This is a genomic window from Pseudomonas sp. FP603 (assembly GCF_030687415.1).
GTDB lineage: Bacteria > Pseudomonadota > Gammaproteobacteria > Pseudomonadales > Pseudomonadaceae > Aquipseudomonas > Aquipseudomonas wuhanensis.
In genome coordinates this window covers 2434190-2455076 of the sequence record NZ_CP117431.1, presented here as the reverse complement: position 1 = coordinate 2455076, position 20887 = coordinate 2434190, and the positions used below count along the sequence as shown (strand labels likewise).

The following is a 20887-nucleotide window of genomic DNA, read 5'->3' as shown; positions in this document are numbered from 1 at the left end:
TGGGAGCTGGCTTGCCTGCGATAGCCATTTATCATTCAACATTGATGTCGACTGACCCACCGCCATCGCAGGCAAGCCAGCTCCCACAGGATCGGGTTCCAATATTCAAAATTCGAGGAAGTCTCATGGATTGGCTACCCCACATCACCGTCGCCACCATTGTCGAAGACAACGGTCGCTTCCTGATGGTCGAAGAGTCCAAGCACGGACGAACGGTGCTCAACCAGCCCGCCGGCCATCTGGACCCGGAAGAAACCCTGATCGAAGCCGCCATACGCGAAACCCTTGAAGAAACCGGCTGGGACGTCGAGCCGACCGGCGTGGTAGGCATTTATCTCTACACCGCCCCAAGCAACGGCGTGACCTATCAACGCGTCTGCTTCACCGCCAAAGCGTTGAAACACCACCCGGATTATCAATTGGACGACGGTATTGTCGGCGCGAAATGGCTGACGCGTGACGAACTGCTGCAACAGCGCGCAAACTGGCGCAGTGAGCTGATCATCCGCTGCATCGATGATTATCTGGACGGTAAACACTTCAGCCTCGAGCTGATCCGCCCTTCTCTTTAGCCTTGCAGGCTTGAGCCTGCTAGAATCGCGTCCTTTTTCAAGACACTCATTAAATCCCTATGCGTGATCCAGCCCCTTCTGCCACACAAAAGAAGCGCGTCATTGTCGGTATGTCCGGCGGCGTGGACTCTTCCGTTTCCGCCCTCCTGCTGATCGAGCAGGGTTATGAGGTGGAAGGCCTGTTCATGAAGAACTGGGAAGAAGACGATGGAACGGAATACTGCACCGCCATGGATGACCTGGCGGACGCTCAGGCCGTGTGCGACAAGATTGGCATCAAGCTGCACACCGCCAACTTCGCCGCCGAGTACTGGGACAACGTGTTCGAGCACTTCCTGGCCGAATACAAGGCCGGCCGCACGCCGAACCCGGACATCCTGTGCAACCGCGAGATCAAGTTCAAGGCGTTCCTCGATTACGCCATGATGCTCGGCGCCGATCTGATTGCCACCGGCCACTACGTGCGCCGCCGCGACATCGATGGTCGTACCGAATTGCTCAAGGGCCTGGATCCGAACAAGGACCAGAGCTACTTCCTGCACGCCGTCGGCGGCGAACAGATCGCCAAGACGCTGTTCCCGGTCGGCGAGCTGGAAAAACCCGAAGTCCGTGCGATTGCCGAGAAACACGACCTGGCCACCGCGAAGAAAAAGGATTCCACCGGGATTTGTTTTATCGGCGAACGCCGCTTCAGCGACTTCCTCAAGCAATACCTGCCGGCACAGCCAGGCGAGATCAAGACCACCGAAGGCGAAGTCATCGGCCGTCACCACGGCCTGATGTATCACACCATCGGCCAGCGTCAGGGCCTGGGCATCGGCGGCTTGAAAGACGCCGGTGACGAGCCGTGGTACGTGCTGATCAAGGACCTGGAACACAACGAGCTGATCGTTGGCCAGGGCAACGATCACCCTTATTTGTTCTCCCGCGCCCTGCTCGCCTCGGACATCTATTGGGTCAACCCGATCGACTTGACCGAGCCGCGCAAATTGACCGCCAAGGTGCGTTATCGCCAGAGCGACCAGCCTTGTACGCTGGAAAAGACCGCCACCGGCTACCGCGCGACCTTCGATGACCCACAACGCGCGGTCACCCCAGGCCAATCCGTGGTGTTCTACGACGGTGAAATCTGCCTTGGCGGCGGCGTGATCGAAGTGGCCGAACCCTGGACCAGCAAGGGTCAGCGTTCATGAGCCCGACTCAGGAGCAACTGACAGCCCTGGGCGGTGTATTTCTCGCCGCCGTGCTGGTCGACAAGATCGCCAAGACCGGCCAGACCAACGAAGCCGGCCTGACCTGCATGCTCGGCAGCCTGTTGATTCGCGACCCCAAGGACACGCTGGAAGTCTATGGCGGTGACGACATCAACCTGCGTGACGGTTACCGCGCCCTGATCGGCGCCTTGGAGCGCGACCCCAGCACTCTTCAGCGCGAACCGCTGCGCTATGCCCTGGCGATGCTGGGGCTGGAGCGTCAGCTGGCCAAACGTGGCGACATGCTGGACGAAATCGGCAAGCGTCTGCCGCAGATTCAGTCCCAGGTCGAGCACTTCGGGCCGGCTCACGAAAACGTGATCGCCGCCTGCGGTGCGCTGTATCAGGACACCCTGAGCACCCTGCGCCAACGGATTCAGGTGCATGGCGACATGCGCAACCTGCAGCAACCGAGCAATGCCTCGAAGATTCGCGCGCTGTTGCTGGCCGGGATCCGCTCGGCACGCCTGTGGCGGCAGTTGGGTGGTCATCGCTGGCAGTTGGTGATCAGCCGGCGCAAATTGCTTAAAGAGCTTTACCCGCTGATGCGCAGCAGCTGAACCGCGCCCGCAATACCGCTTTGTAGTCAGTAACGCGTAATACGCCGGTCAGTTGGCAACGGACCGGCGGATTTTTTCATGTATGATACGCGCCCCATTTCGTTGCCCGACTGTCCGAGAACACCCCATGCAGCTCTCTTCGCTCACTGCGGTTTCCCCTGTTGACGGCCGCTACGCCGGCAAAACCCAGGCCCTGCGCCCGATTTTCAGCGAATACGGCCTGATCCGTGCTCGCGTCCTGGTTGAAGTGCGCTGGCTCCAGCGCCTGGCCGCTCACCCTGCCATCAGCGAAGTGCCGGCGTTCTCCGCCGAAGCCAACGCGGTGTTGAACACCCTGGCGGAAAACTTCTCTCTGGAGCACGCCGAGCGTGTCAAAGAGATCGAGCGCACCACCAACCACGACGTCAAAGCCATTGAGTACCTGCTCAAAGAGCAAGCGGCCAAGTTGCCGGAACTGGCTGCCGTCAGCGAATTCATCCACTTTGCCTGCACCAGCGAGGACATCAACAACCTGTCCCACGCCCTGATGCTGCGCGAAGGCCGTGATGACGTGATGCTGCCGCTGATGCGCCAGACTGCCGAAGCCATTCGCGAGCTGGCCATCCGTTTCGCTGACGTGCCGATGCTGTCGCGCACCCACGGTCAACCGGCATCGCCGACCACCCTGGGCAAAGAGCTGGCGAACGTGGTTTACCGTCTGGAGCGTCAAATCGCTCAAGTCGCCGCCGTTCCGCTGCTGGGCAAAATCAACGGCGCTGTCGGCAACTACAACGCTCACCTGTCGGCCTACCCTGAGATCGACTGGGAAGCCAACGCCCGCGCCTTCATCGAAGACGAACTGGGCCTGGGCTTCAACCCGTACACCACGCAGATCGAACCGCACGACTACATCGCCGAGCTGTTCGACGCGATCGCACGCTTCAACACCATCCTGATCGACTTCGACCGCGACATCTGGGGCTACATCTCCCTGGGTTATTTCAAACAGCGCACCATCGCTGGCGAAATCGGCTCGTCGACCATGCCGCACAAGGTCAACCCGATCGACTTCGAAAACTCCGAAGGCAACCTGGGCATCGCCAACGCACTGTTCCAGCACCTGGCGAGCAAGCTGCCGATCTCCCGCTGGCAGCGTGACCTGACCGACTCCACCGTACTGCGCAACCTCGGTGTCGGCTTCGCCCACAGCGTGATCGCGTACGAAGCCAGCCTCAAAGGCATCAGCAAACTGGAGCTCAACGCTCAGAAAATCGCTGCTGACCTGGACGCGTGCTGGGAAGTGCTGGCCGAGCCGATCCAGACTGTGATGCGTCGCTACAACATCGAAAACCCGTACGAGAAATTGAAAGAGCTGACTCGCGGCAAGGGCATCAGCCCTGAAGCGCTGCAGACCTTCATCGACGGGCTGGACATGCCGGCGCAAGCCAAGGCCGAGCTGAAACTGCTCACCCCGGCCAACTACATCGGCAACGCTGTAGCGCAAGCCAAACGCATCTGATCGACCGCTCTACCCGTTTGAGACGCCCGGCAGCGCCGGGCGTTTTTATTCCCGTCTGAAAAGTGCTTTTTTTCAATAGGTTACACATGAATCCTGACATTCCTCTTCAACTTCTGGGCGGCATCACGGCGCGCGAATTCCTGCGCGACTACTGGCAGAAAAAACCCCTGCTGATCCGCCAGGCGATTCCTGATTTCGAAAGCCCGATCGACGCCGACGAACTGGCCGGCCTGGCGCTGGAAGAAGAAGTCGAATCGCGCCTGGTGATCGAGCACGGCGAGCGCCCTTGGGAATTGCGCCGCGGCCCGTTCGCCGAAGACGAATTCAGCAAACTGCCGGAACGTGAATGGACTCTGCTGGTGCAAGCCGTCGACCAATTCGTGCCGGAAGTCGCTGAGCTGCTGGAAAACTTCCGCTTTCTGCCGAGCTGGCGTGTCGACGATGTGATGATCAGCTTCGCCGCTCCGGGTGGCAGCGTTGGTCCGCACTTCGATAACTACGACGTGTTCCTGCTGCAGGGTCACGGCAAGCGCAACTGGAAAATCGGCCAGATGTGCGATTCCGAGAGCCCGTTGCTGCAACACGCCGACCTGCGCATCCTCGCCGACTTCGACGCCACCGACGAATGGGTACTGGAACCGGGCGACATGCTCTACCTGCCGCCACGCCTGGCCCACTGCGGCGTGGCCGTCGATGACTGCATGACCTATTCGGTTGGTTTCCGCGCGCCGAGCGCCGCTGAAGTGCTGACCCACTTCACCGATTTCCTCAGCCAGTTCCTGTCGGACGAAGAGCGTTACACCGACGCTGACGCCCTGCCAGCGGCCGATCCTCATCAGATCCAGCACGACGCCCTCGATCGCCTGAAAAGCCTGCTCGCCGAGCACATGAGCGACGAGCGCCTGCTGCTGACCTGGTTCGGCCAGTTCATGACCGAGCCGCGCTACCCGGAACTCGTGGTTGGCCCGGAAGAGATCGAAGAAGACGACCTGCTTGCCAGCCTCGAGCAAGGCGCGGTGCTGATCCGCAACCCGAGCGCGCGCTTGGCCTGGTCGGAAGTTGATGACGACCTGCTGCTGTTTGCCAGCGGTCAGAGCCGTTATCTGCCGGGCAAACTGCGCGAGCTGCTGAAGATGATCTGCGCCGCCGATGCACTGCACGTCGACAATCTCGGCGACTGGCTGAGCGATGAAGACGGCCGCGGCCTGCTGTGTGAACTGATCAAGCAGGGAAGCCTGGGGTTTGCCGATGAATAAAATTCACGTACGTGTCGCAGACTGGCAAAAGGACAACGCCGAGATCCGGCGCATTCGTGAGACGGTGTTCATCGCCGAGCAATCCGTTCCGCCTGAGCTGGAATGGGATGCTGATGACGCAACGGCAGTCCACTTTCTGGCCTTTGAAGGCGACTTCCCGATCGGCACCGCCCGGTTGTTGCCAGATGGTCACATCGGCCGAGTGTCGGTGCTCAAGGACTGGCGCGGCTTGAAAGTCGGCGATGCGCTGATGCAAGCAGTGATCGGTGAAGCCGAGGAGCGCGGGCTGAAGCAGCAGATGCTGAGCGCGCAAGTGCAGGCCACGGCGTTCTATGAGCGTTTGGGTTTCAGCATGGTCAGTGAGGAGTTCCTGGAAGCCGGAATTCCGCATGTGGACATGGTGCGCCACTTGGCTTAAGACCCCTCACCACAAAGGCACATCAGGAACACCACAGAGCGCCCCGCCATCCTTCGATGCCGGGGCGTTTTGCTGCCTGTGATTCAACTCGCACCACGACGTGCCGACAAACTGGCAATATCAAACCTTTGATTTGCGGAGAAACGGACATGTCCCTACGCACCCTGCTCACCACGCTGCTACTGACCTGCAGTTTTTCGGTAATGGCCGCCACCGAGATCGTGCCCCTGAACTATCGCACCAGCGCCGACTTGCTGCCGGTGGCGCAGAATTTCATCGGCAACGAGGGCAAGGTCAGCGCCTATGGCAATCAGCTAATCGTCAACGCAGAACAGCGCAAGATCGACGAACTTAAGGCCGTGATCGGCCAACTCGATGTGGCCGCCAAGCGCTTGCTGATCACCGTCGACACCAACGAAAACAATTTCCAGGGTGATCAGGGGTATTCGGTGAACGGCGCCAAGCCGAGCCAGACGCGCATCATCAACCGCAGCACCGACAGCCGTGACGGCGGCATCCAGCAGGTTCAGGCCAGCGAAGGCACACCGGCGCTGATCCAGGTCGGCCAGAGCGTGCCGCTCACCAGCACCCAGACCGACAGCTATGGCGACCTGCGCAGCCAGACCGAATACCGCAATGTCACCCAAGGTTTCTACGTCACCGCCAGCGTCACCGGCGACATCGTTCATCTGGCAATCAGTACTAACCGTGACCGGATGAGCCAGGAACGTCCCGATGTAGTGAACGTGCAAAGTACCGACACAACGGTCAGCGGCCGACTGGGCGAGTGGATCACCCTGGCCGGCGTAAATCGCCAGACTCAGGCCGATAAACAGGGCCTGACCCGCAGCTACTCGACTCAGGGCCGGGATGACATGACTCTGCGGGTGAAAGTCGATACGTTGGACTAAAGCACCAAAAACTGACTGATTAGTCGTATTAGACCAAAGATGTAGTGCCAGAAAAAAAGCACTACAAAACGTTTGACGAGCCAAAAAAGCAAAGGCATGATGGCCTCGCTCCCGCTAATCAGAGGCCCTGGCAAGGGCTTTCGAGTCGCTGTTCGCACCTACCCCGCGAGCCGATTCGTGTCTGTACCGCCCACAAGGTGTGTTTGACGAGGTTGCCGACTGGAACGAAGTTGTCCCGAGGGACGGAAGCGTAATTAGGTAACCCGGCTCCACACTGAAGTCCGCACCAAGGCCCACGACGCCCGAATGCGCTCGCCAGTTCGCCCTTACCTGCTCACTTCCCCTCGAGCCCATCGTTCATCCCGTCGCCATCCCCGCCAACCCGACTTGACCGCCTAAGCTTCTGGTCAGCGAGCAGCCTTTTACGCCCCTTTTAATTGCGTACCTGGCAGGAGCATGAATTTCCACCAAGAACGACTTTTTATCAAAGACGCGACGAGGTTTATCTCCATGGCACTGACACGCGAACAGCAAATTGCAGCCCTCGAAAAAGATTGGGCTGAAAACCCGCGCTGGAAAGGCGTGACACGCAATTACTCCGCTGCTGACGTCGTCCGTCTGCGTGGCTCGGTTCAACCTGAGCACACCTTTGCAAAAATGGGCGCCGACAAGCTTTGGAACCTGGTAACCCAGGGTGCCAAGCCGTCCTTCCGTCCTGAGAAAGATTTCGTCAACTGCATGGGCGCCCTGACCGGCGGCCAGGCTGTACAACAAGTCAAAGCCGGTATCCAGGCGATCTACCTGTCGGGCTGGCAAGTGGCTGCGGACAACAACTCCGCCGAATCGATGTACCCGGACCAGTCGCTGTACCCGGTGGATTCGGTTCCGACCGTGGTCAAGCGCATCAATAACTCGTTCCGTCGCGCCGACCAGATCCAGTGGAAAGCCGGCAAGAACCCGGGCGACGAAGGTTACATCGACTACTTCGCTCCGATCGTGGCTGACGCTGAAGCCGGTTTCGGTGGCGTTCTGAACGCCTACGAGCTGATGAAGAGCATGATCGAAGCAGGCGCCGCCGGCGTTCACTTCGAAGACCAACTGGCTTCCGTGAAAAAATGCGGCCACATGGGCGGCAAGGTACTGGTTCCTACCCAGGAAGCCGTACAGAAGCTGACCGCTGCTCGTCTGGCAGCTGACGTTGCCGGTACACCGACCATCATCCTGGCCCGTACCGACGCCAACGCAGCTGACTTGCTGACTTCCGATTGCGACCCGTACGACCAGCCTTTCGTGACTGGCGAACGTACCCAGGAAGGTTTCTACAAAGTGCGTGCCGGTCTCGACCAGGCCATCGCTCGCGGCCTGGCTTACGCGCCGTTCGCCGACCTGATCTGGTGCGAAACCGCCAAGCCGGATCTGGACGAGGCTCGTCGCTTCGCTGAAGCGATCAAAAAGGAATACCCGGACCAACTGCTGTCGTACAACTGCTCGCCTTCCTTCAACTGGAAGAAAAACCTGGACGACGCGACCATCGCCAAGTTCCAGCGCGAACTGTCCGCCATGGGTTACAAGCACCAGTTCATCACCCTGGCCGGCATTCACAACATGTGGCACAGCATGTTCAACCTGGCGCACGACTACGCCCGCAACGACATGACTGCCTACGTGAAGCTGCAAGAGCAAGAGTTCGCTGACGCTGCCAAGGGTTACACCTTCGTGGCTCACCAGCAGGAAGTGGGCACCGGCTACTTCGACGACATGACCACCGTGATTCAAGGTGGCACATCCTCGGTGACCGCACTGACTGGTTCGACCGAAGAAGAACAGTTCCACTGATCTGCTTCGTTTAAGCAAACGGCCCTTGCGGACCGAATAAAAAGCTAACCGCAAAGCCGCTCATCTGACGCCCCGACTGGTTCGGGGCGTTTTTTTGCCTGCGATTTAACAAACACCGCAAAACCCTGTGGGAGCGGGCTTGCCCGCGATGGCAGCGTGCCAGACGCCACAGATGTCGACTGGAAGACCGCCATCGCGGGCAAGCCCGGCTCCCCCAGGGAATGCAGCGACCCACAAAATTTTGCGAAAAACATTGATCCAGAGCGGTACTGCGATCAGAGAAAGCGGGTAAAACGAGCACGCGTGCTACTTGCAGTAACGCGCATATAAGACAACTTCCCAGCCACTCACCTGTTAAACAGTTTGAAAACCACGTCAAATAATATTGATTATCATTTAGCGACAACTATGTTCGTTACATTCCCTACAAACCATATTTGACAAAACTCCCGCTAATGCCCGAGCCGCATGGGCTACAGGGCTTTGGAGGCAGGCTATGTCCTTATTCTTGTAAATAATTTCGCTATCTGAATTTTACTTGCTCGGTGTTTAGCCATAAAATCACCGCGATTGATTGCTGCGACATATCGTCACTGCTTTGTTTCTTTTCAAGCTCAGAGACCTTTGCTCTCTGTTAAGGATTACCAGCATGCCCGAAGCGACCGGACTCATGGCCCACAACTGGGGCTTTGCCATTTTCCTTCTGGGTGTCGGCGGCCTTTGCGCCTTCATGCTCGGTGTCTCCAGCCTCCTCGGGTCAAAAGCCTGGGGCCGCAGCAAAAACGAACCGTTCGAGTCCGGCATGCTACCTACAGGTGGCGCCCGCTTGCGGCTCTCAGCCAAATTCTATCTGGTCGCGATGCTCTTCGTGATCTTCGATATCGAAGCCCTATTTCTCTTTGCCTGGTCTGTGTCCGTCCGCGAAAGCGGCTGGACCGGATTCGTCGAAGCTCTCGTTTTCATAGCAATTCTGTTGGCAGGTCTTGTCTACCTATTCCGAGTGGGCGCCCTTGACTGGGCTCCGGAAGCTCGTCGTAAGCGGCAAGCGAAGCTGAAACAATGAGGCTTTGGCAATGCAATACAATCTCACCAGGATCGACCCCGATGCTCCTAACGAGCAGTATCCGATTGGCAAACGGGAAACCGTTTCCGATCCGTTAGAAGATCAAGTCCACAAAAACATTTTCATGGGCAAGCTCGAAGACGTGCTCAACGGCACGATCAACTGGGGGCGCAAGAACTCCCTGTGGCCGTACAACTTCGGTCTTTCGTGCTGCTACGTGGAAATGACCACCGCCTTCACGGCGCCCCACGACATCGCGCGCTTTGGCGCCGAGGTGATCCGGGCATCGCCGCGTCAGGCGGATTTCATGGTTATCGCCGGTACCTGCTTCATCAAGATGGCGCCGATCATTCAGCGTCTCTACGAGCAAATGCTCGAGCCTAAATGGGTCATCTCCATGGGTTCGTGCGCCAACTCCGGTGGCATGTACGACATCTACTCCGTCGTTCAAGGGGTGGACAAGTTCCTGCCCGTGGACGTCTACGTGCCTGGCTGCCCGCCCCGCCCTGAAGCTTTTCTGCAAGGCTTGATGCTGTTGCAGGAGTCGATTGGCCAGGAGCGTCGCCCACTTTCCTGGGTCGTTGGCGATCAAGGCGTTTACCGCGCCGAGATGCCTTCGCAAAAGGAACAGCGCCGCGAACAGCGTATTCAGGTAACCAACCTGCGCAGCCCCGACGAAGTCTGATCCAGATCTGTTCTTACAAAGAAACGAGAAACTGGTTTCATTCTTTACGTTGACCGAAAGCGATAAATAACCATGACTACAGGCAGTGCTCTGTACATCCCGCCTTATAAGGCAGACGACCAGGATGTGGTCGTCGAACTGAACAATCGTTTTGGCCCGGAGGCGTTCAGCGCCCAGCCGACCCGCACCGGCATGCCGGTGCTTTGGGTTGCCCGCGCCAAACTCGTCGAAGTCCTGACTTTCCTGCGCAACCTGCCCAAGCCGTACGTCATGCTCTATGACCTGCACGGCGTGGACGAGCGTCTGCGCACCAAGCGTCAAGGGCTGCCAAGCGGCGCCGACTTCACTGTGTTCTATCACTTGATGTCGATCGAACGTAATAGTGACGTAATGATCAAGGTCGCCTTGTCCGAGAGCGACCTCAACCTGCCGAGCGTCACCAGCATCTGGCCGAACGCCAACTGGTACGAGCGTGAAGTGTGGGACATGTACGGCATCCACTTTGCCGGTCACCCTCACCTGACCCGCATCATGATGCCGCCGACCTGGGAAGGACACCCGCTGCGCAAGGACTTCCCGGCCCGTGCCACCGAGTTCGATCCGTTCAGCCTGACCCTGGCCAAGCAACAGCTTGAGGAAGAAGCCGCGCGCTTCAAGCCTGAAGACTGGGGCATGAAGCGTTCCGGCCCGAACGAGGACTACATGTTCCTCAACCTGGGGCCGAACCACCCTTCGGCCCACGGTGCGTTCCGCATCATTCTGCAGCTGGACGGTGAAGAGATCGTCGACTGCGTGCCGGACGTCGGTTACCACCACCGTGGTGCCGAGAAGATGGCCGAGCGTCAGTCCTGGCACAGTTTCATTCCGTACACCGACCGTATCGACTACCTCGGCGGCGTGATGAACAACCTGCCGTACGTGCTCTCGGTCGAGAAGCTGGCCGGCATCAAGGTGCCCGAGAAGGTCGACGTCATCCGCATCATGATGGCCGAGTTCTTCCGGATCACCAGCCACCTGCTGTTCCTGGGCACTTACATCCAGGACGTCGGCGCCATGACCCCGGTGTTCTTCACCTTCACCGACCGCCAGAAGGCGTACACGGTGATCGAAGCCATCACCGGTTTCCGTCTGCACCCGGCCTGGTACCGCATCGGTGGCGTAGCCCACGACCTGCCGCGCGGCTGGGAAAAACTGGTCAAGGATTTCGTCGAGTGGATGCCAAAGCGTCTGGACGAATACCAGAAAGCCGCACTGGACAACAGCATCCTGCGTGGCCGGACCATCGGCGTCGCCGCCTACAACACCAAAGAAGCCCTGGAATGGGGTGTCACCGGTGCCGGCCTGCGTTCGACCGGTTGCGATTTCGACCTGCGTAAAGCCCGCCCCTACTCCGGCTACGAGAACTTCGAATTCGAAATCCCGTTGGCGGCTAATGGTGATGCCTACGACCGTTGCATCGTTCGCGTCGAAGAAATGCGCCAGAGCATCAAGATCATCGAGCAGTGCATGCGCAACATGCCGGAAGGCCCGTACAAGGCGGACCACCCGCTGACCACGCCGCCGCCCAAAGAGCGCACGCTGCAGCACATCGAGACCCTGATCACGCACTTCCTGCAAGTTTCGTGGGGCCCGGTCATGCCGGCCAACGAATCCTTCCAGATGATCGAAGCGACCAAGGGCATCAACAGTTATTACCTGACGAGCGATGGCGGCACCATGAGCTACCGCACCCGGATTCGTACCCCAAGCTTCCCGCACCTGCAGCAGATCCCTTCGGTGATCAAAGGCAGCATGGTCGCGGACTTGATCGCGTACCTGGGTAGTATCGATTTCGTTATGGCCGACGTGGACCGTTAAGCATGAACAGCACGCTTATCCTGACAGACCGTTTCGCCCTGAGCGAAACCGAGCGCTCGGCCATCGAGCACGAGCTGCATCACTACGAAGACCCGCGCGCGGCGTCGATCGAAGCCCTGAAGATCGTTCAGAAGGAACGTGGCTGGGTGCCTGACGGCGCGCTCTACGCCATCGGCGAAATCCTCGGCATCCCGGCCAGCGACGTTGAAGGGGTGGCGACGTTCTACAGCCAGATCTTCCGTCAGCCCGTGGGCCGTCACATCATTCGCGTCTGCGACAGCATGGTCTGCTACATCGGTGGCCACGAGTCAGTGGTCAGCGAAATCCAGAGCAAGCTGGGCATCGGCCTGGGTCAAACCACCGCCGACGGTCGTTTCACCCTGCTACCTGTCTGCTGCCTCGGCAACTGCGACAAGGCGCCGGCGCTGATGATCGACGACGACACGTTCGGTGATGTACAGCCTGCCGGCGTTGCCAAATTGCTCGAGGGCTACGTATGACCCTGACTTCCTTTGGTCCAGCCAACCGCATCAAGCGTACGGCCGAGACTCACCCGCTCACCTGGCGCCTGCGTGACGACGGCGAAGCCGTATGGCTCGACGAGTACCAGGCCAAGAACGGTTACGCCGCTGCGCGCAAGGCCTTCGCCGACATGGCCCAGGACGACATCGTCCAGACCGTGAAAGATTCCGGCCTCAAGGGCCGCGGCGGCGCAGGCTTCCCCACGGGCGTGAAGTGGGGTCTGATGCCCAAGGACGAATCCATCAACATCCGCTACCTGCTGTGCAACGCGGATGAAATGGAGCCGAACACCTGGAAAGACCGCATGCTGATGGAGCAACTGCCCCATCTGCTGATCGAAGGCATGCTGATCAGTGCTCGCGCGCTGAAAACCTACCGTGGCTACATCTTCCTGCGTGGCGAGTACACCACCGCAGCCAAGCACCTGAACCGTGCCGTGGAAGAAGCCAAGGCAGCGGGCCTGCTGGGTAAAAACATCCTGGGCAGCGGCTTCGATTTCGAGCTGTTCGTCCATACCGGCGCCGGGCGTTACATCTGCGGTGAAGAAACCGCACTGATCAACTCCCTCGAAGGCCGCCGCGCCAACCCGCGCTCCAAGCCGCCCTTCCCTGCCGCCGTGGGCGTGTGGGGCAAGCCGACTTGCGTGAACAACGTCGAAACCCTGTGCAACGTGCCGGCGATCATTGCCGACGGCGTGGACTGGTACAAATCGTTGGCCCGCGAAGGCAGCGAAGACATGGGCACCAAGCTCATGGGCTTCTCCGGCAAGGTCAAGAACCCGGGCCTGTGGGAATTGCCGTTCGGCGTCACCGGTCGCGAGCTGTTCGAAGACTACGCCGGCGGCATGCGCGACGGTTACAAGCTCAAGTGCTGGCAGCCAGGCGGCGCCGGTACCGGTTTCCTGTTGCCGGAACACCTGGACGCACAAATGTATGCCGGCGGCATCGCCAAAGTGGGCACCCGTATGGGTACCGGCCTGGCCATGGCGGTGGACGACAGCGTCAACATGGTGTCCTTGCTGCGCAACATGGAAGAGTTCTTCTCCCGCGAATCCTGTGGCTTCTGCACCCCATGCCGTGACGGTCTGCCGTGGAGCGTCAAGCTGCTGCGCGCGATCGAGAACGGTGAAGGGCAAGCCGGCGATATCGAGACCCTGCTGGGTCTGGTCGGTTTCCTCGGCCCAGGCAAGACCTTCTGTGCTCACGCACCGGGTGCCGTGGAGCCGTTGGGTAGCGCCATCAAATACTTCCGTCCAGAGTTCGAAGCCGGCATCGCGCCTAGCAGCGCCGTCGTCCCGCCTCTGGCAAAGCCGATCGTAGTCGGCGCGTAAACGCTTAAAAAGGCGAAGGGTCCGTGCCCTTCGTCTTCTCGTGTGATGACGCCGTAAACGGCTGTGTTGATTCACGCGAATAACAAGATTCCATTAGCCACGCCCGCTGACACCGGGCCAACGAAGAACTTTGAACCATGGCCACTATCCACGTAGACGGCAAAGAGCTCGAAGTCGATGGGGCAGACAACCTGTTACAGGCATGTCTGTCGCTAGGCCTCGATATCCCTTATTTCTGCTGGCACCCTGCCCTTGGCAGCGTTGGCGCTTGCCGCCAGTGCGCGGTCAAGCAGTACACCGACGAGAACGACAAGCGTGGTCGGATCGTCATGTCCTGCATGACCCCCGCCACCGACGGCAGCTGGATCTCCATCGACGACGAAGAAGCGAAAGTGTTTCGCGCCAGCGTCGTCGAATGGTTGATGACCAACCACCCTCACGACTGCCCGGTCTGTGAGGAAGGCGGTCACTGCCACCTGCAAGACATGACAGTGATGACCGGCCACAACGAGCGCCGTTACCGCTTCACCAAGCGTACCCACCAGAACCAGCAACTGGGCCCGTTCATTTCCCACGAAATGAACCGCTGCATCGCCTGCTATCGCTGCGTGCGCTTCTATAAGGACTACGCTGGCGGCACCGATCTCGGTGTGTTTGGCGCCCACGACAACGTGTACTTCGGTCGCGTTGAAGACGGCACCCTGGAAAGCGAGTTCTCCGGCAACCTCACCGAGGTCTGCCCGACCGGTGTGTTCACCGACAAGACTCACTCCGAGCGCTACAACCGTAAGTGGGACATGCAGTTCTCGCCGAGCATCTGCCATGGCTGCTCCAGCGGTTGCAACATCTCCCCGGGCGAGCGTTACGGCGAACTGCGTCGCATCGAAAACCGCTTCAACGGTTCGGTGAACCAGTACTTCCTGTGCGACCGTGGCCGTTTCGGCTATGGCTATGTCAACCGCGAAGACCGCCCGCGTCAGCCACTGCTGGCCAACGGCGCCAAGCTGGGCCTCGACGAAGCACTGGATAAAGCCGCTGACCTGCTGCGCGGTCGCAATATCGTTGGTATCGGTTCGCCGCGCGCCAGCCTCGAAAGCAACTACGCGTTGCTGGAACTGGTCGGCGCCGAGCACTTCTACTCCGGTATCGAAGCCTCGGAGCTGGAGCGCATTCGTCTGGTCATGCAGGTGCTCAAAGACAGTCCGCTGCCGATCCCGAACATGCGCGACATCGAAGATCACGATGCGATCTTCGTCCTCGGTGAAGACCTGACCCAAACTGCTGCGCGCATGGCCCTGGCCCTGCGTCAATCGGTCAAGGGCAAGGCCGAAGACATGGCCGACGCCATGCGCGTTCAGCCATGGCTCGACGCCGCGGTGAAGAACATCGGCCAGCACGCGCTGAACCCGCTGTTCATCGCCAGCCTGGCTGAAACCAAGCTCGACGACGTGGCTGAAGAATGCGTTCACGCCGCTCCCGACGACCTGGCCCGCATCGGTTTCGCCGTGGCTCACGCCCTCGACGCCAGCGCTCCAGCCGTAGAAGGCCTGGATATCGAAGCTCTGGAGCTGGCCAAGCGCATTGCCGACGCCCTGCTCGCAGCCAAGCGTCCGCTGATCATTGCCGGTACCTCGCTGGGTTCCAAGGCGCTGATCGAAGCCGCGGCGAACATCGCCAAGGCCCTGAAGCTGCGTGAGAAGAACGGTTCCATCAGCCTGATCGTGCCAGAGGCCAACAGCCTCGGCCTGGCCATGCTCGGTGGTGATTCGGTCGACGCAGCCCTGCAAGCGGTGATCGACGGTAAGGCCGATGCCATCGTCGTGCTGGAAAACGATCTGTACACCCGCACTGACAAAGCCAAGGTCGATGCTGCCCTGAACGCCGCGAAAGTGGTGATCGTGGCGGACCATCAGAAAACCGCCACCAGCGATCGCGCGCACCTGGTTCTGCCAGCCGCCAGCTTCGCTGAAGGCGACGGTACACTGGTCAGCCAGGAAGGCCGCGCCCAGCGTTTCTTCCAGGTCTTCGACCCGACTTACCTCGACGCAAGCATTCTTGTCCACGAAGGCTGGCGCTGGCTGCATGCCCTGCGTTCGACCCTGTTGAACCAGCCGATCGACTGGACCCAACTGGACCACGTCACCGCTGCCGTTGCTGCGAGCAAACCGCAACTGGCGCGCATCGTCGATGCCGCACCGTCCGCCGCGTTCCGCATCAAAGGCCTGAAACTGGCGCGCGAACCGCTGCGTTACAGCGGCCGGACCGCCATGCGCGCCGACATCAGCGTGCACGAACCGCGTACCTCCCAGGACAACGACACCGCATTTTCCTTCTCCATGGAAGGTTACTCGGGCTCGGTCGAACCGCGTCAGCAAGTGCCATTCGCCTGGTCTCCGGGCTGGAACTCGCCGCAAGCCTGGAACAAGTTCCAGGACGAAGTCGGTGGTCACATCCGCGCGGGCGACCCGGGCACTCGCCTGATCGAAAGCACCGGTGATTCGCTGAACTGGTTCGCCAGTGTTCCGCGCGCATTCAACCCGGCTCCGGGCACCTGGCAGGTCGTGCCGTTCTTCCATCTGTTCGGCAGCGAAGAGAACTCTTCCAAAGCCGCGCCGGTTCAAGAACGCATTCCAGCCCCATACCTGTCGCTGGCCAAGTCCGAAGCCGATCGTCTGGGTGTCAATGACGGTGCCCTGCTGAGCCTGAACGTGGCCGGCCAGACCCTGCGTCTGCCGCTGCGCATCAACGAAGAGCTGGGTGCCGGCCTGGTCGCATTGCCGGCCGGTATCGCCGGCATTCCGCCCGCGATCTTTGGCAAATCCGTTGACGGTCTGCAGGAGGCAGCGCTATGACCTGGTTCACTCCTGAAGTGATCGACGTAATCATCGCGGTCCTCAAGGCCATCGTGATTCTGCTCGCCGTGGTGGTGTGCGGTGCGCTGCTGAGCTGGGTCGAGCGTCGTCTGCTCGCCCTCTGGCAGGACCGTTACGGTCCGAACCGCGTCGGCCCGTTCGGCGCGTTCCAGATTGCGGCCGACATGATCAAGATGTTCTTCAAGGAAGACTGGACCCCGCCGTTCGCCGACAAAGTGATCTTCACGTTGGCACCGGTCGTGGCCATGAGCGCCTTGCTGATTGCCTTCGCGATCATCCCGATCACCCCGACCTGGGGCGTGGCGGATATCAACATCGGCATCCTGTTCTTCTTCGCCATGGCCGGTCTGTCGGTCTACGCGGTGCTGTTCGCCGGCTGGTCGAGCAACAACAAGTTCGCCCTGCTGGGCAGCTTGCGGGCCTCGGCACAAACCGTGTCGTACGAAGTGTTCATGGGTCTGTCGTTGATGGGCATCGTGATCCAGGTCGGCTCATTCAACATGCGCGACATCGTTGAATACCAGGCGCAGAACCTGTGGTTCGTCATTCCGCAGATATTCGGTTTCCTGACCTTCTTCATCGCTGGCGTCGCCGTGACTCACCGTCACCCGTTCGACCAGCCGGAAGCGGAACAGGAACTGGCCGACGGTTACCACATTGAATACGCCGGCATGAAATGGGGCATGTTCTTCGTCGGTGAATACATCGGCATCGTGCTGATTTCGGCGCTGCTGGTGACCTTGTTCTTCGGTGGCTGGCACGGTCCGTTCGGCATTCTGCCGCAGATCCCGTTCATCTGGTTCGCACTGAAAACCGCGTTCTTCATCATGTTCTTCATCCTGCTGCGCGCCTCGATTCCGCGCCCACGGTATGACCAAGTGATGGATTTCAGCTGGAAGTTCTGCCTGCCGCTGACCCTCGTCAACATGCTGGTGACCGCTGCGGTCGTGTTGCTCAACACGCCCGCCGTCGCGGCTCAGTGAGGATAGAGAATCATGAAGTACATTTTTGACATCGTGCATGGCTTCTTCACCCAGCTTCGCAGCCTGGTGATGATTTTCGGCCACGCCTTCCGCAAGCGCGACACGCTGCAGTACCCGGAAGAAGCCGTGTACCTGCCGCCGCGCTTCCGTGGGCGTATCGTGCTGACCCGCGACCCCGATGGCGAAGAGCGTTGTGTAGCCTGCAACCTGTGCGCCGTGGCGTGCCCGGTGGGTTGCATCTCGCTGCAGAAAGCTGAAACCGATGACGGTCGCTGGTACCCGGAGTTTTTCCGTATCAACTTCTCGCGCTGCATTTTCTGCGGCCTCTGCGAGGAAGCCTGCCCGACCACCGCGATCCAGCTGACACCGGATTTCGAGATGGCCGAGTTCAAACGTCAGGACCTGGTGTACGAGAAAGAAGATCTGCTGATCTCCGGCCCCGGCAAAAACCCTGATTACAACTTCTATCGTGTTGCAGGTATGGCGATTGCCGGTAAGCCAAAAGGCTCCGCGCAGAATGAAGCCCAGCCGATCAACGTGAAGAGCTTGCTGCCTTAAGGAAGAAAGATGGAATTCGCTTTCTATTTCGCATCGGGTATCGCTGTTGTGTCCACGCTTCGCGTGATCACCAACACCAACCCCGTGCACGCCCTGCTCTACCTGATCATTTCGTTGATCGCCGTGGCCATGACGTTCTTCGCCCTCGGCGCACCATTTGCCGGTGTACTGGAAGTGATCGCCTACGCCGGCGCCATCATGGTGCTGTTCGTGTTCGTGGTGATGATGCTGAACCTGGGCCCCGCCTCGGTTCAGCAAGAGCGCGTCTGGCTCAAGCCCGGTATCTGGCTGGGCCCGGTCGCACTCGGCACCCTGCTGCTGGTTGAACTGCTGTACGTGCTGTTCAGCGACGCCAGCGGTCAGGCCATCGGCCACACCACCGTAGACGCGAAGGCCGTGGGCATCAGCCTGTTCGGTCCGTATCTGCTGGTGGTCGAACTCGCCTCGATGCTGCTGCTCGCTGCAGCCGTCACGGCGTTCCACTTGGGCCGCAACGAAGCCAAGGAGCAATGACGATGCCTGCTATCCCTTTGGAGCATGGTCTGGCGGTCGCCGGCATCCTGTTCTGCCTCGGTCTGGTCGGCCTGATGGTCCGGCGCAACATTCTCTTCGTGCTGATGAGCCTGGAGGTCATGATGAATGCTTCCGCGTTGGCGTTCATCGTTGCCGGTAGCCGCTGGGCGCAGCCAGATGGACAGATCATGTTCATCCTGGTGATCAGCCTGGCAGCCGCCGAGGCCAGTATTGGCCTGGCGATTCTGTTGCAGCTGTATCGCCGCTTCCACACTCTCGATATCGACGCTGCCAGCGAGATGCGCGGATGAACCTTCTCTATCTGACTTTCGTATTCCCTCTCATAGGTTTCCTGCTGCTGGCGTTCTCACGCGGTCGCTGGTCGGAAAACCTTTCGGCGCTGATCGGCGTCGGCTCCATTGGCCTGTCGGCAATCGTCACTGCTTACATAATCTGGCAGTTCAACGTTGCGCCACCTGAAGGCGGTCACTACACCCAAGTGTTGTGGCAGTGGATGGCGGTAGAAGGCTTCACGCCTAACTTCGCGCTGTACCTGGATGGTCTGTCCCTGACCATGCTCGGTGTGGTGGTTGGCGTCGGCTTCCTGATCCACTTGTTCGCGTCTTGGTACATGCGCGGTGAAGCCGGTTACTCGCGCTTCTTCGCCTACACCAACCTGTTTATCGCCAGCATGCTGTTCCTGGTCCTGGCCGATAACCTGCTGTTTGTGTACTTCGGCTGGGAAGGCGTGGGCCTGTGCTCGTACCTGTTGATCGGTTTCTACTACAGCAATCGCAACAACGGTAACGCAGCACTCAAAGCCTTCATCGTGACCCGGGTCGGCGACGTGTTCATGGCCATCGGCCTGTTCATCCTGTTCCAACAGTTGGGCACGCTGAACATCCAGGAACTGCTGGTCAAGGCACCTGAGCACTTCAAGGCCGGTGACTTCTGGATCGTTCTGGCGACCCTGATGCTGCTGGGCGGCGCTGTCGGTAAATCCGCGCAACTGCCGCTGCAAACCTGGCTGGCGGATGCGATGGCCGGCCCTACTCCGGTTTCGGCACTGATCCACGCCGCGACCATGGTGACCGCCGGTGTCTACCTGATCGCCCGTACCCACGGCCTGTTCGCGCTGGCGCCGGATATCCTGCACCTGGTGGGTGTGGTGGGTGGCGTGACGCTGGTGCTGGCAGGTTTTGCCGCACTGGTTCAGACCGACATCAAACGTATTCTCGCCTACTCGACCATGAGCCAGATCGGCTACATGTTCCTGGCCTTGGGCGTGGGTGCATGGGATGGCGCGATTTTCCACCTGATGACCCACGCCTTCTTCAAGGCGCTGCTGTTCCTTGCATCCGGTGCGGTGATCGTTGCCTGCCACCACGAGCAGAACATCTTCAAGATGGGCGGCCTGTGGAAGAAACTGCCACTGGCCTACGCCAGCTTCATCGTCGGCGGCGCGGCCCTGGCGGCCTTGCCTCTGGTGACCGCGGGCTTCTACTCCAAGGATGAAATCCTCTGGGAAGCATTCGCCAGCGGTAACCAGGGTCTGCTTTATGCAGGTCTGGTCGGTGCCTTCATGACCTCGCTGTACACCTTCCGCCTGATCTTCATCGCGTTCCACGGTGAAGCGAAGACCGAAGCCCATGCCGGTCACGGCATTGCTCACTGGCTGCCACTGTCGGTGCTGATCGTACTGTCGACGTTCGTCGGCGCGATGATCGTTCCGCCGCTGCACGGTGTACTGCCAGAAAGCGTCGGCCATGCCGGCGGCGAAGCCAAGCACAGTCTGGAAATCGCCTCGGGCGCCATCGCCCTGGCCGGTATCCTGCTGGCCGCGCTGCTGTTCCTCGGCAAGCGTCGCTTCGTCACCGCCATCGCCAACAGCGGCGTCGGCCGCTTCCTTTCGGCCTGGTGGTTCGCTGCCTGGGGCTTCGACTGGATCTACGACAAACTGTTCGTCAAGCCTTACCTTGCGATCAGCCACATTCTGCGCAAAGACCCGCTCGACCAGACTATCGGTCTGATCCCGCGTATGGCCAAAGGCGGTCACACCGCCCTGAGCCGCACCGAGACCGGTCAATTGCGTTGGTATGCCGCCTCGATGGCTGCTGGTGCCGTGCTGGTAATCGGCGCCGTCGTGCTGGTAGCGGTCTGACTATGAACCTTGCGAACTTGCGAAAGGAAACGAGCCCG

General features: G+C 59.9%; 19 protein-coding genes. All 19 read left to right on the top strand.

Going from position 1 to position 20887, the window contains the following annotated elements; translation table 11 throughout:
• Positions 1-125: 125 nt before the first annotated feature.
• The 19 genes from PSH65_RS11325 (at position 126) to nuoL (ending at position 20849) form a co-directional block, all read left to right on the top strand.
• Positions 126-572 (top strand): NUDIX hydrolase, encoded by a 447-nt coding sequence (locus PSH65_RS11325; protein WP_305426268.1) that lies wholly within the window; start codon positions 126-128, stop codon positions 570-572.
• Positions 573-631: 59 nt separating this feature from the next.
• The gene (gene mnmA, locus PSH65_RS11320) at positions 632-1765 is read left to right on the top strand and encodes a tRNA 2-thiouridine(34) synthase MnmA (RefSeq protein WP_305426267.1); all 1134 of its coding nucleotides are present in this window, start codon (positions 632-634) and stop codon (positions 1763-1765) included.
• A complete protein-coding gene (gene hflD / locus PSH65_RS11315; RefSeq protein WP_305426266.1) occupies positions 1762-2385 on the top strand; it encodes a high frequency lysogenization protein HflD in 624 nt (207 codons plus the stop codon). Before mnmA ends, hflD begins: the two co-directional genes overlap by 4 nt.
• Positions 2386-2512: 127 nt before the next feature.
• Entirely contained in the window at positions 2513-3883 is a 1371-nt protein-coding gene (purB, locus tag PSH65_RS11310) for an adenylosuccinate lyase (RefSeq protein ID WP_095631547.1), read from the top strand.
• A gap of 86 nt (positions 3884-3969) precedes the next feature.
• Positions 3970-5139, top strand: a complete 1170-nt coding sequence (locus PSH65_RS11305) for a cupin domain-containing protein (RefSeq protein ID WP_305426265.1) — start codon at positions 3970-3972, stop codon at positions 5137-5139.
• Positions 5132-5557, top strand: coding sequence for a GNAT family N-acetyltransferase (locus PSH65_RS11300; protein WP_305426264.1), 426 nt, complete (start codon positions 5132-5134; stop codon positions 5555-5557). Before PSH65_RS11305 ends, PSH65_RS11300 begins: the two co-directional genes overlap by 8 nt.
• A gap of 149 nt (positions 5558-5706) precedes the next feature.
• Complete coding sequence (locus tag PSH65_RS11295) at positions 5707-6468, top strand: secretin N-terminal domain-containing protein (RefSeq protein ID WP_305426263.1); 762 nt, start codon at positions 5707-5709, stop codon at positions 6466-6468.
• A 510-nt stretch (positions 6469-6978) separates the two neighbouring features.
• The gene (gene aceA / locus PSH65_RS11290; RefSeq protein WP_007905048.1) at positions 6979-8304 is read left to right on the top strand and encodes an isocitrate lyase; all 1326 of its coding nucleotides are present in this window, start codon (positions 6979-6981) and stop codon (positions 8302-8304) included.
• A 649-nt stretch (positions 8305-8953) separates the two neighbouring features.
• On the top strand, positions 8954-9367 hold the full coding sequence (locus PSH65_RS11285) for an NADH-quinone oxidoreductase subunit A (protein WP_007905050.1): 414 nt from the start codon (positions 8954-8956) through the stop codon (positions 9365-9367).
• A gap of 10 nt (positions 9368-9377) precedes the next feature.
• Entirely contained in the window at positions 9378-10052 is a 675-nt protein-coding gene (locus PSH65_RS11280; RefSeq protein WP_008014893.1) for an NADH-quinone oxidoreductase subunit B family protein, read from the top strand.
• Between the two features lie 72 nt (positions 10053-10124).
• A complete protein-coding gene (gene nuoC, locus PSH65_RS11275; protein ID WP_305426262.1) occupies positions 10125-11909 on the top strand; it encodes an NADH-quinone oxidoreductase subunit C/D in 1785 nt (594 codons plus the stop codon).
• Between the two features lie 2 nt (positions 11910-11911).
• Positions 11912-12409 (top strand): NADH-quinone oxidoreductase subunit NuoE, encoded by a 498-nt coding sequence (gene nuoE, locus PSH65_RS11270; RefSeq protein WP_007905058.1) that lies wholly within the window; start codon positions 11912-11914, stop codon positions 12407-12409.
• Positions 12406-13761 carry an NADH-quinone oxidoreductase subunit NuoF gene (gene nuoF / locus PSH65_RS11265; protein WP_305426261.1) on the top strand — a complete coding sequence of 452 codons (1356 nt, stop codon included), beginning with the start codon at positions 12406-12408 and terminating at the stop codon, positions 13759-13761. Before nuoE ends, nuoF begins: the two co-directional genes overlap by 4 nt.
• 137 nt (positions 13762-13898) lie before the next feature.
• Entirely contained in the window at positions 13899-16613 is a 2715-nt protein-coding gene (gene nuoG / locus PSH65_RS11260) for an NADH-quinone oxidoreductase subunit NuoG (RefSeq protein WP_305426260.1), read from the top strand.
• The gene (gene nuoH, locus PSH65_RS11255) at positions 16610-17617 is read left to right on the top strand and encodes an NADH-quinone oxidoreductase subunit NuoH (RefSeq protein WP_008014900.1); all 1008 of its coding nucleotides are present in this window, start codon (positions 16610-16612) and stop codon (positions 17615-17617) included. Before nuoG ends, nuoH begins: the two co-directional genes overlap by 4 nt.
• Positions 17618-17629: 12 nt before the next feature.
• Positions 17630-18175 (top strand): NADH-quinone oxidoreductase subunit NuoI, encoded by a 546-nt coding sequence (gene nuoI, locus PSH65_RS11250; protein ID WP_198044941.1) that lies wholly within the window; start codon positions 17630-17632, stop codon positions 18173-18175.
• Between the two features lie 9 nt (positions 18176-18184).
• A complete protein-coding gene (nuoJ, locus tag PSH65_RS11245; RefSeq protein ID WP_007905076.1) occupies positions 18185-18688 on the top strand; it encodes an NADH-quinone oxidoreductase subunit J in 504 nt (167 codons plus the stop codon).
• 2 nt (positions 18689-18690) lie between these two features.
• On the top strand, positions 18691-18999 hold the full coding sequence (gene nuoK, locus PSH65_RS11240; protein ID WP_007940879.1) for an NADH-quinone oxidoreductase subunit NuoK: 309 nt from the start codon (positions 18691-18693) through the stop codon (positions 18997-18999).
• A complete protein-coding gene (nuoL, locus tag PSH65_RS11235) occupies positions 18996-20849 on the top strand; it encodes an NADH-quinone oxidoreductase subunit L (RefSeq protein ID WP_305426259.1) in 1854 nt (617 codons plus the stop codon). Before nuoK ends, nuoL begins: the two co-directional genes overlap by 4 nt.
• The last annotated feature ends 38 nt before the right edge of the window (positions 20850-20887 follow it).

What these genes read in the sequence shown, in the direction of transcription:
- PSH65_RS11325 (WP_305426268.1), top strand. Translation starts at nt 126, where the DNA reads ATGGATTGGCTACCCCACATCACCGTCGCCACCATTGTCGAAGACAAC.
- mnmA (WP_305426267.1), top strand. Translation starts at nt 632, where the DNA reads ATGCGTGATCCAGCCCCTTCTGCCACACAAAAGAAGCGCGTCATTGTC.
- hflD (WP_305426266.1), top strand. Translation starts at nt 1,762, where the DNA reads ATGAGCCCGACTCAGGAGCAACTGACAGCCCTGGGCGGTGTATTTCTC.
- purB (WP_095631547.1), top strand. Translation starts at nt 2,513, where the DNA reads ATGCAGCTCTCTTCGCTCACTGCGGTTTCCCCTGTTGACGGCCGCTAC.
- PSH65_RS11305 (WP_305426265.1), top strand. Translation starts at nt 3,970, where the DNA reads ATGAATCCTGACATTCCTCTTCAACTTCTGGGCGGCATCACGGCGCGC.
- PSH65_RS11300 (WP_305426264.1), top strand. Translation starts at nt 5,132, where the DNA reads ATGAATAAAATTCACGTACGTGTCGCAGACTGGCAAAAGGACAACGCC.
- PSH65_RS11295 (WP_305426263.1), top strand. Translation starts at nt 5,707, where the DNA reads ATGTCCCTACGCACCCTGCTCACCACGCTGCTACTGACCTGCAGTTTT.
- aceA (WP_007905048.1), top strand. Translation starts at nt 6,979, where the DNA reads ATGGCACTGACACGCGAACAGCAAATTGCAGCCCTCGAAAAAGATTGG.
- PSH65_RS11285 (WP_007905050.1), top strand. Translation starts at nt 8,954, where the DNA reads ATGCCCGAAGCGACCGGACTCATGGCCCACAACTGGGGCTTTGCCATT.
- PSH65_RS11280 (WP_008014893.1), top strand. Translation starts at nt 9,378, where the DNA reads ATGCAATACAATCTCACCAGGATCGACCCCGATGCTCCTAACGAGCAG.
- nuoC (WP_305426262.1), top strand. Translation starts at nt 10,125, where the DNA reads ATGACTACAGGCAGTGCTCTGTACATCCCGCCTTATAAGGCAGACGAC.
- nuoE (WP_007905058.1), top strand. Translation starts at nt 11,912, where the DNA reads ATGAACAGCACGCTTATCCTGACAGACCGTTTCGCCCTGAGCGAAACC.
- nuoF (WP_305426261.1), top strand. Translation starts at nt 12,406, where the DNA reads ATGACCCTGACTTCCTTTGGTCCAGCCAACCGCATCAAGCGTACGGCC.
- nuoG (WP_305426260.1), top strand. Translation starts at nt 13,899, where the DNA reads ATGGCCACTATCCACGTAGACGGCAAAGAGCTCGAAGTCGATGGGGCA.
- nuoH (WP_008014900.1), top strand. Translation starts at nt 16,610, where the DNA reads ATGACCTGGTTCACTCCTGAAGTGATCGACGTAATCATCGCGGTCCTC.
- nuoI (WP_198044941.1), top strand. Translation starts at nt 17,630, where the DNA reads ATGAAGTACATTTTTGACATCGTGCATGGCTTCTTCACCCAGCTTCGC.
- nuoJ (WP_007905076.1), top strand. Translation starts at nt 18,185, where the DNA reads ATGGAATTCGCTTTCTATTTCGCATCGGGTATCGCTGTTGTGTCCACG.
- nuoK (WP_007940879.1), top strand. Translation starts at nt 18,691, where the DNA reads ATGCCTGCTATCCCTTTGGAGCATGGTCTGGCGGTCGCCGGCATCCTG.
- nuoL (WP_305426259.1), top strand. Translation starts at nt 18,996, where the DNA reads ATGAACCTTCTCTATCTGACTTTCGTATTCCCTCTCATAGGTTTCCTG.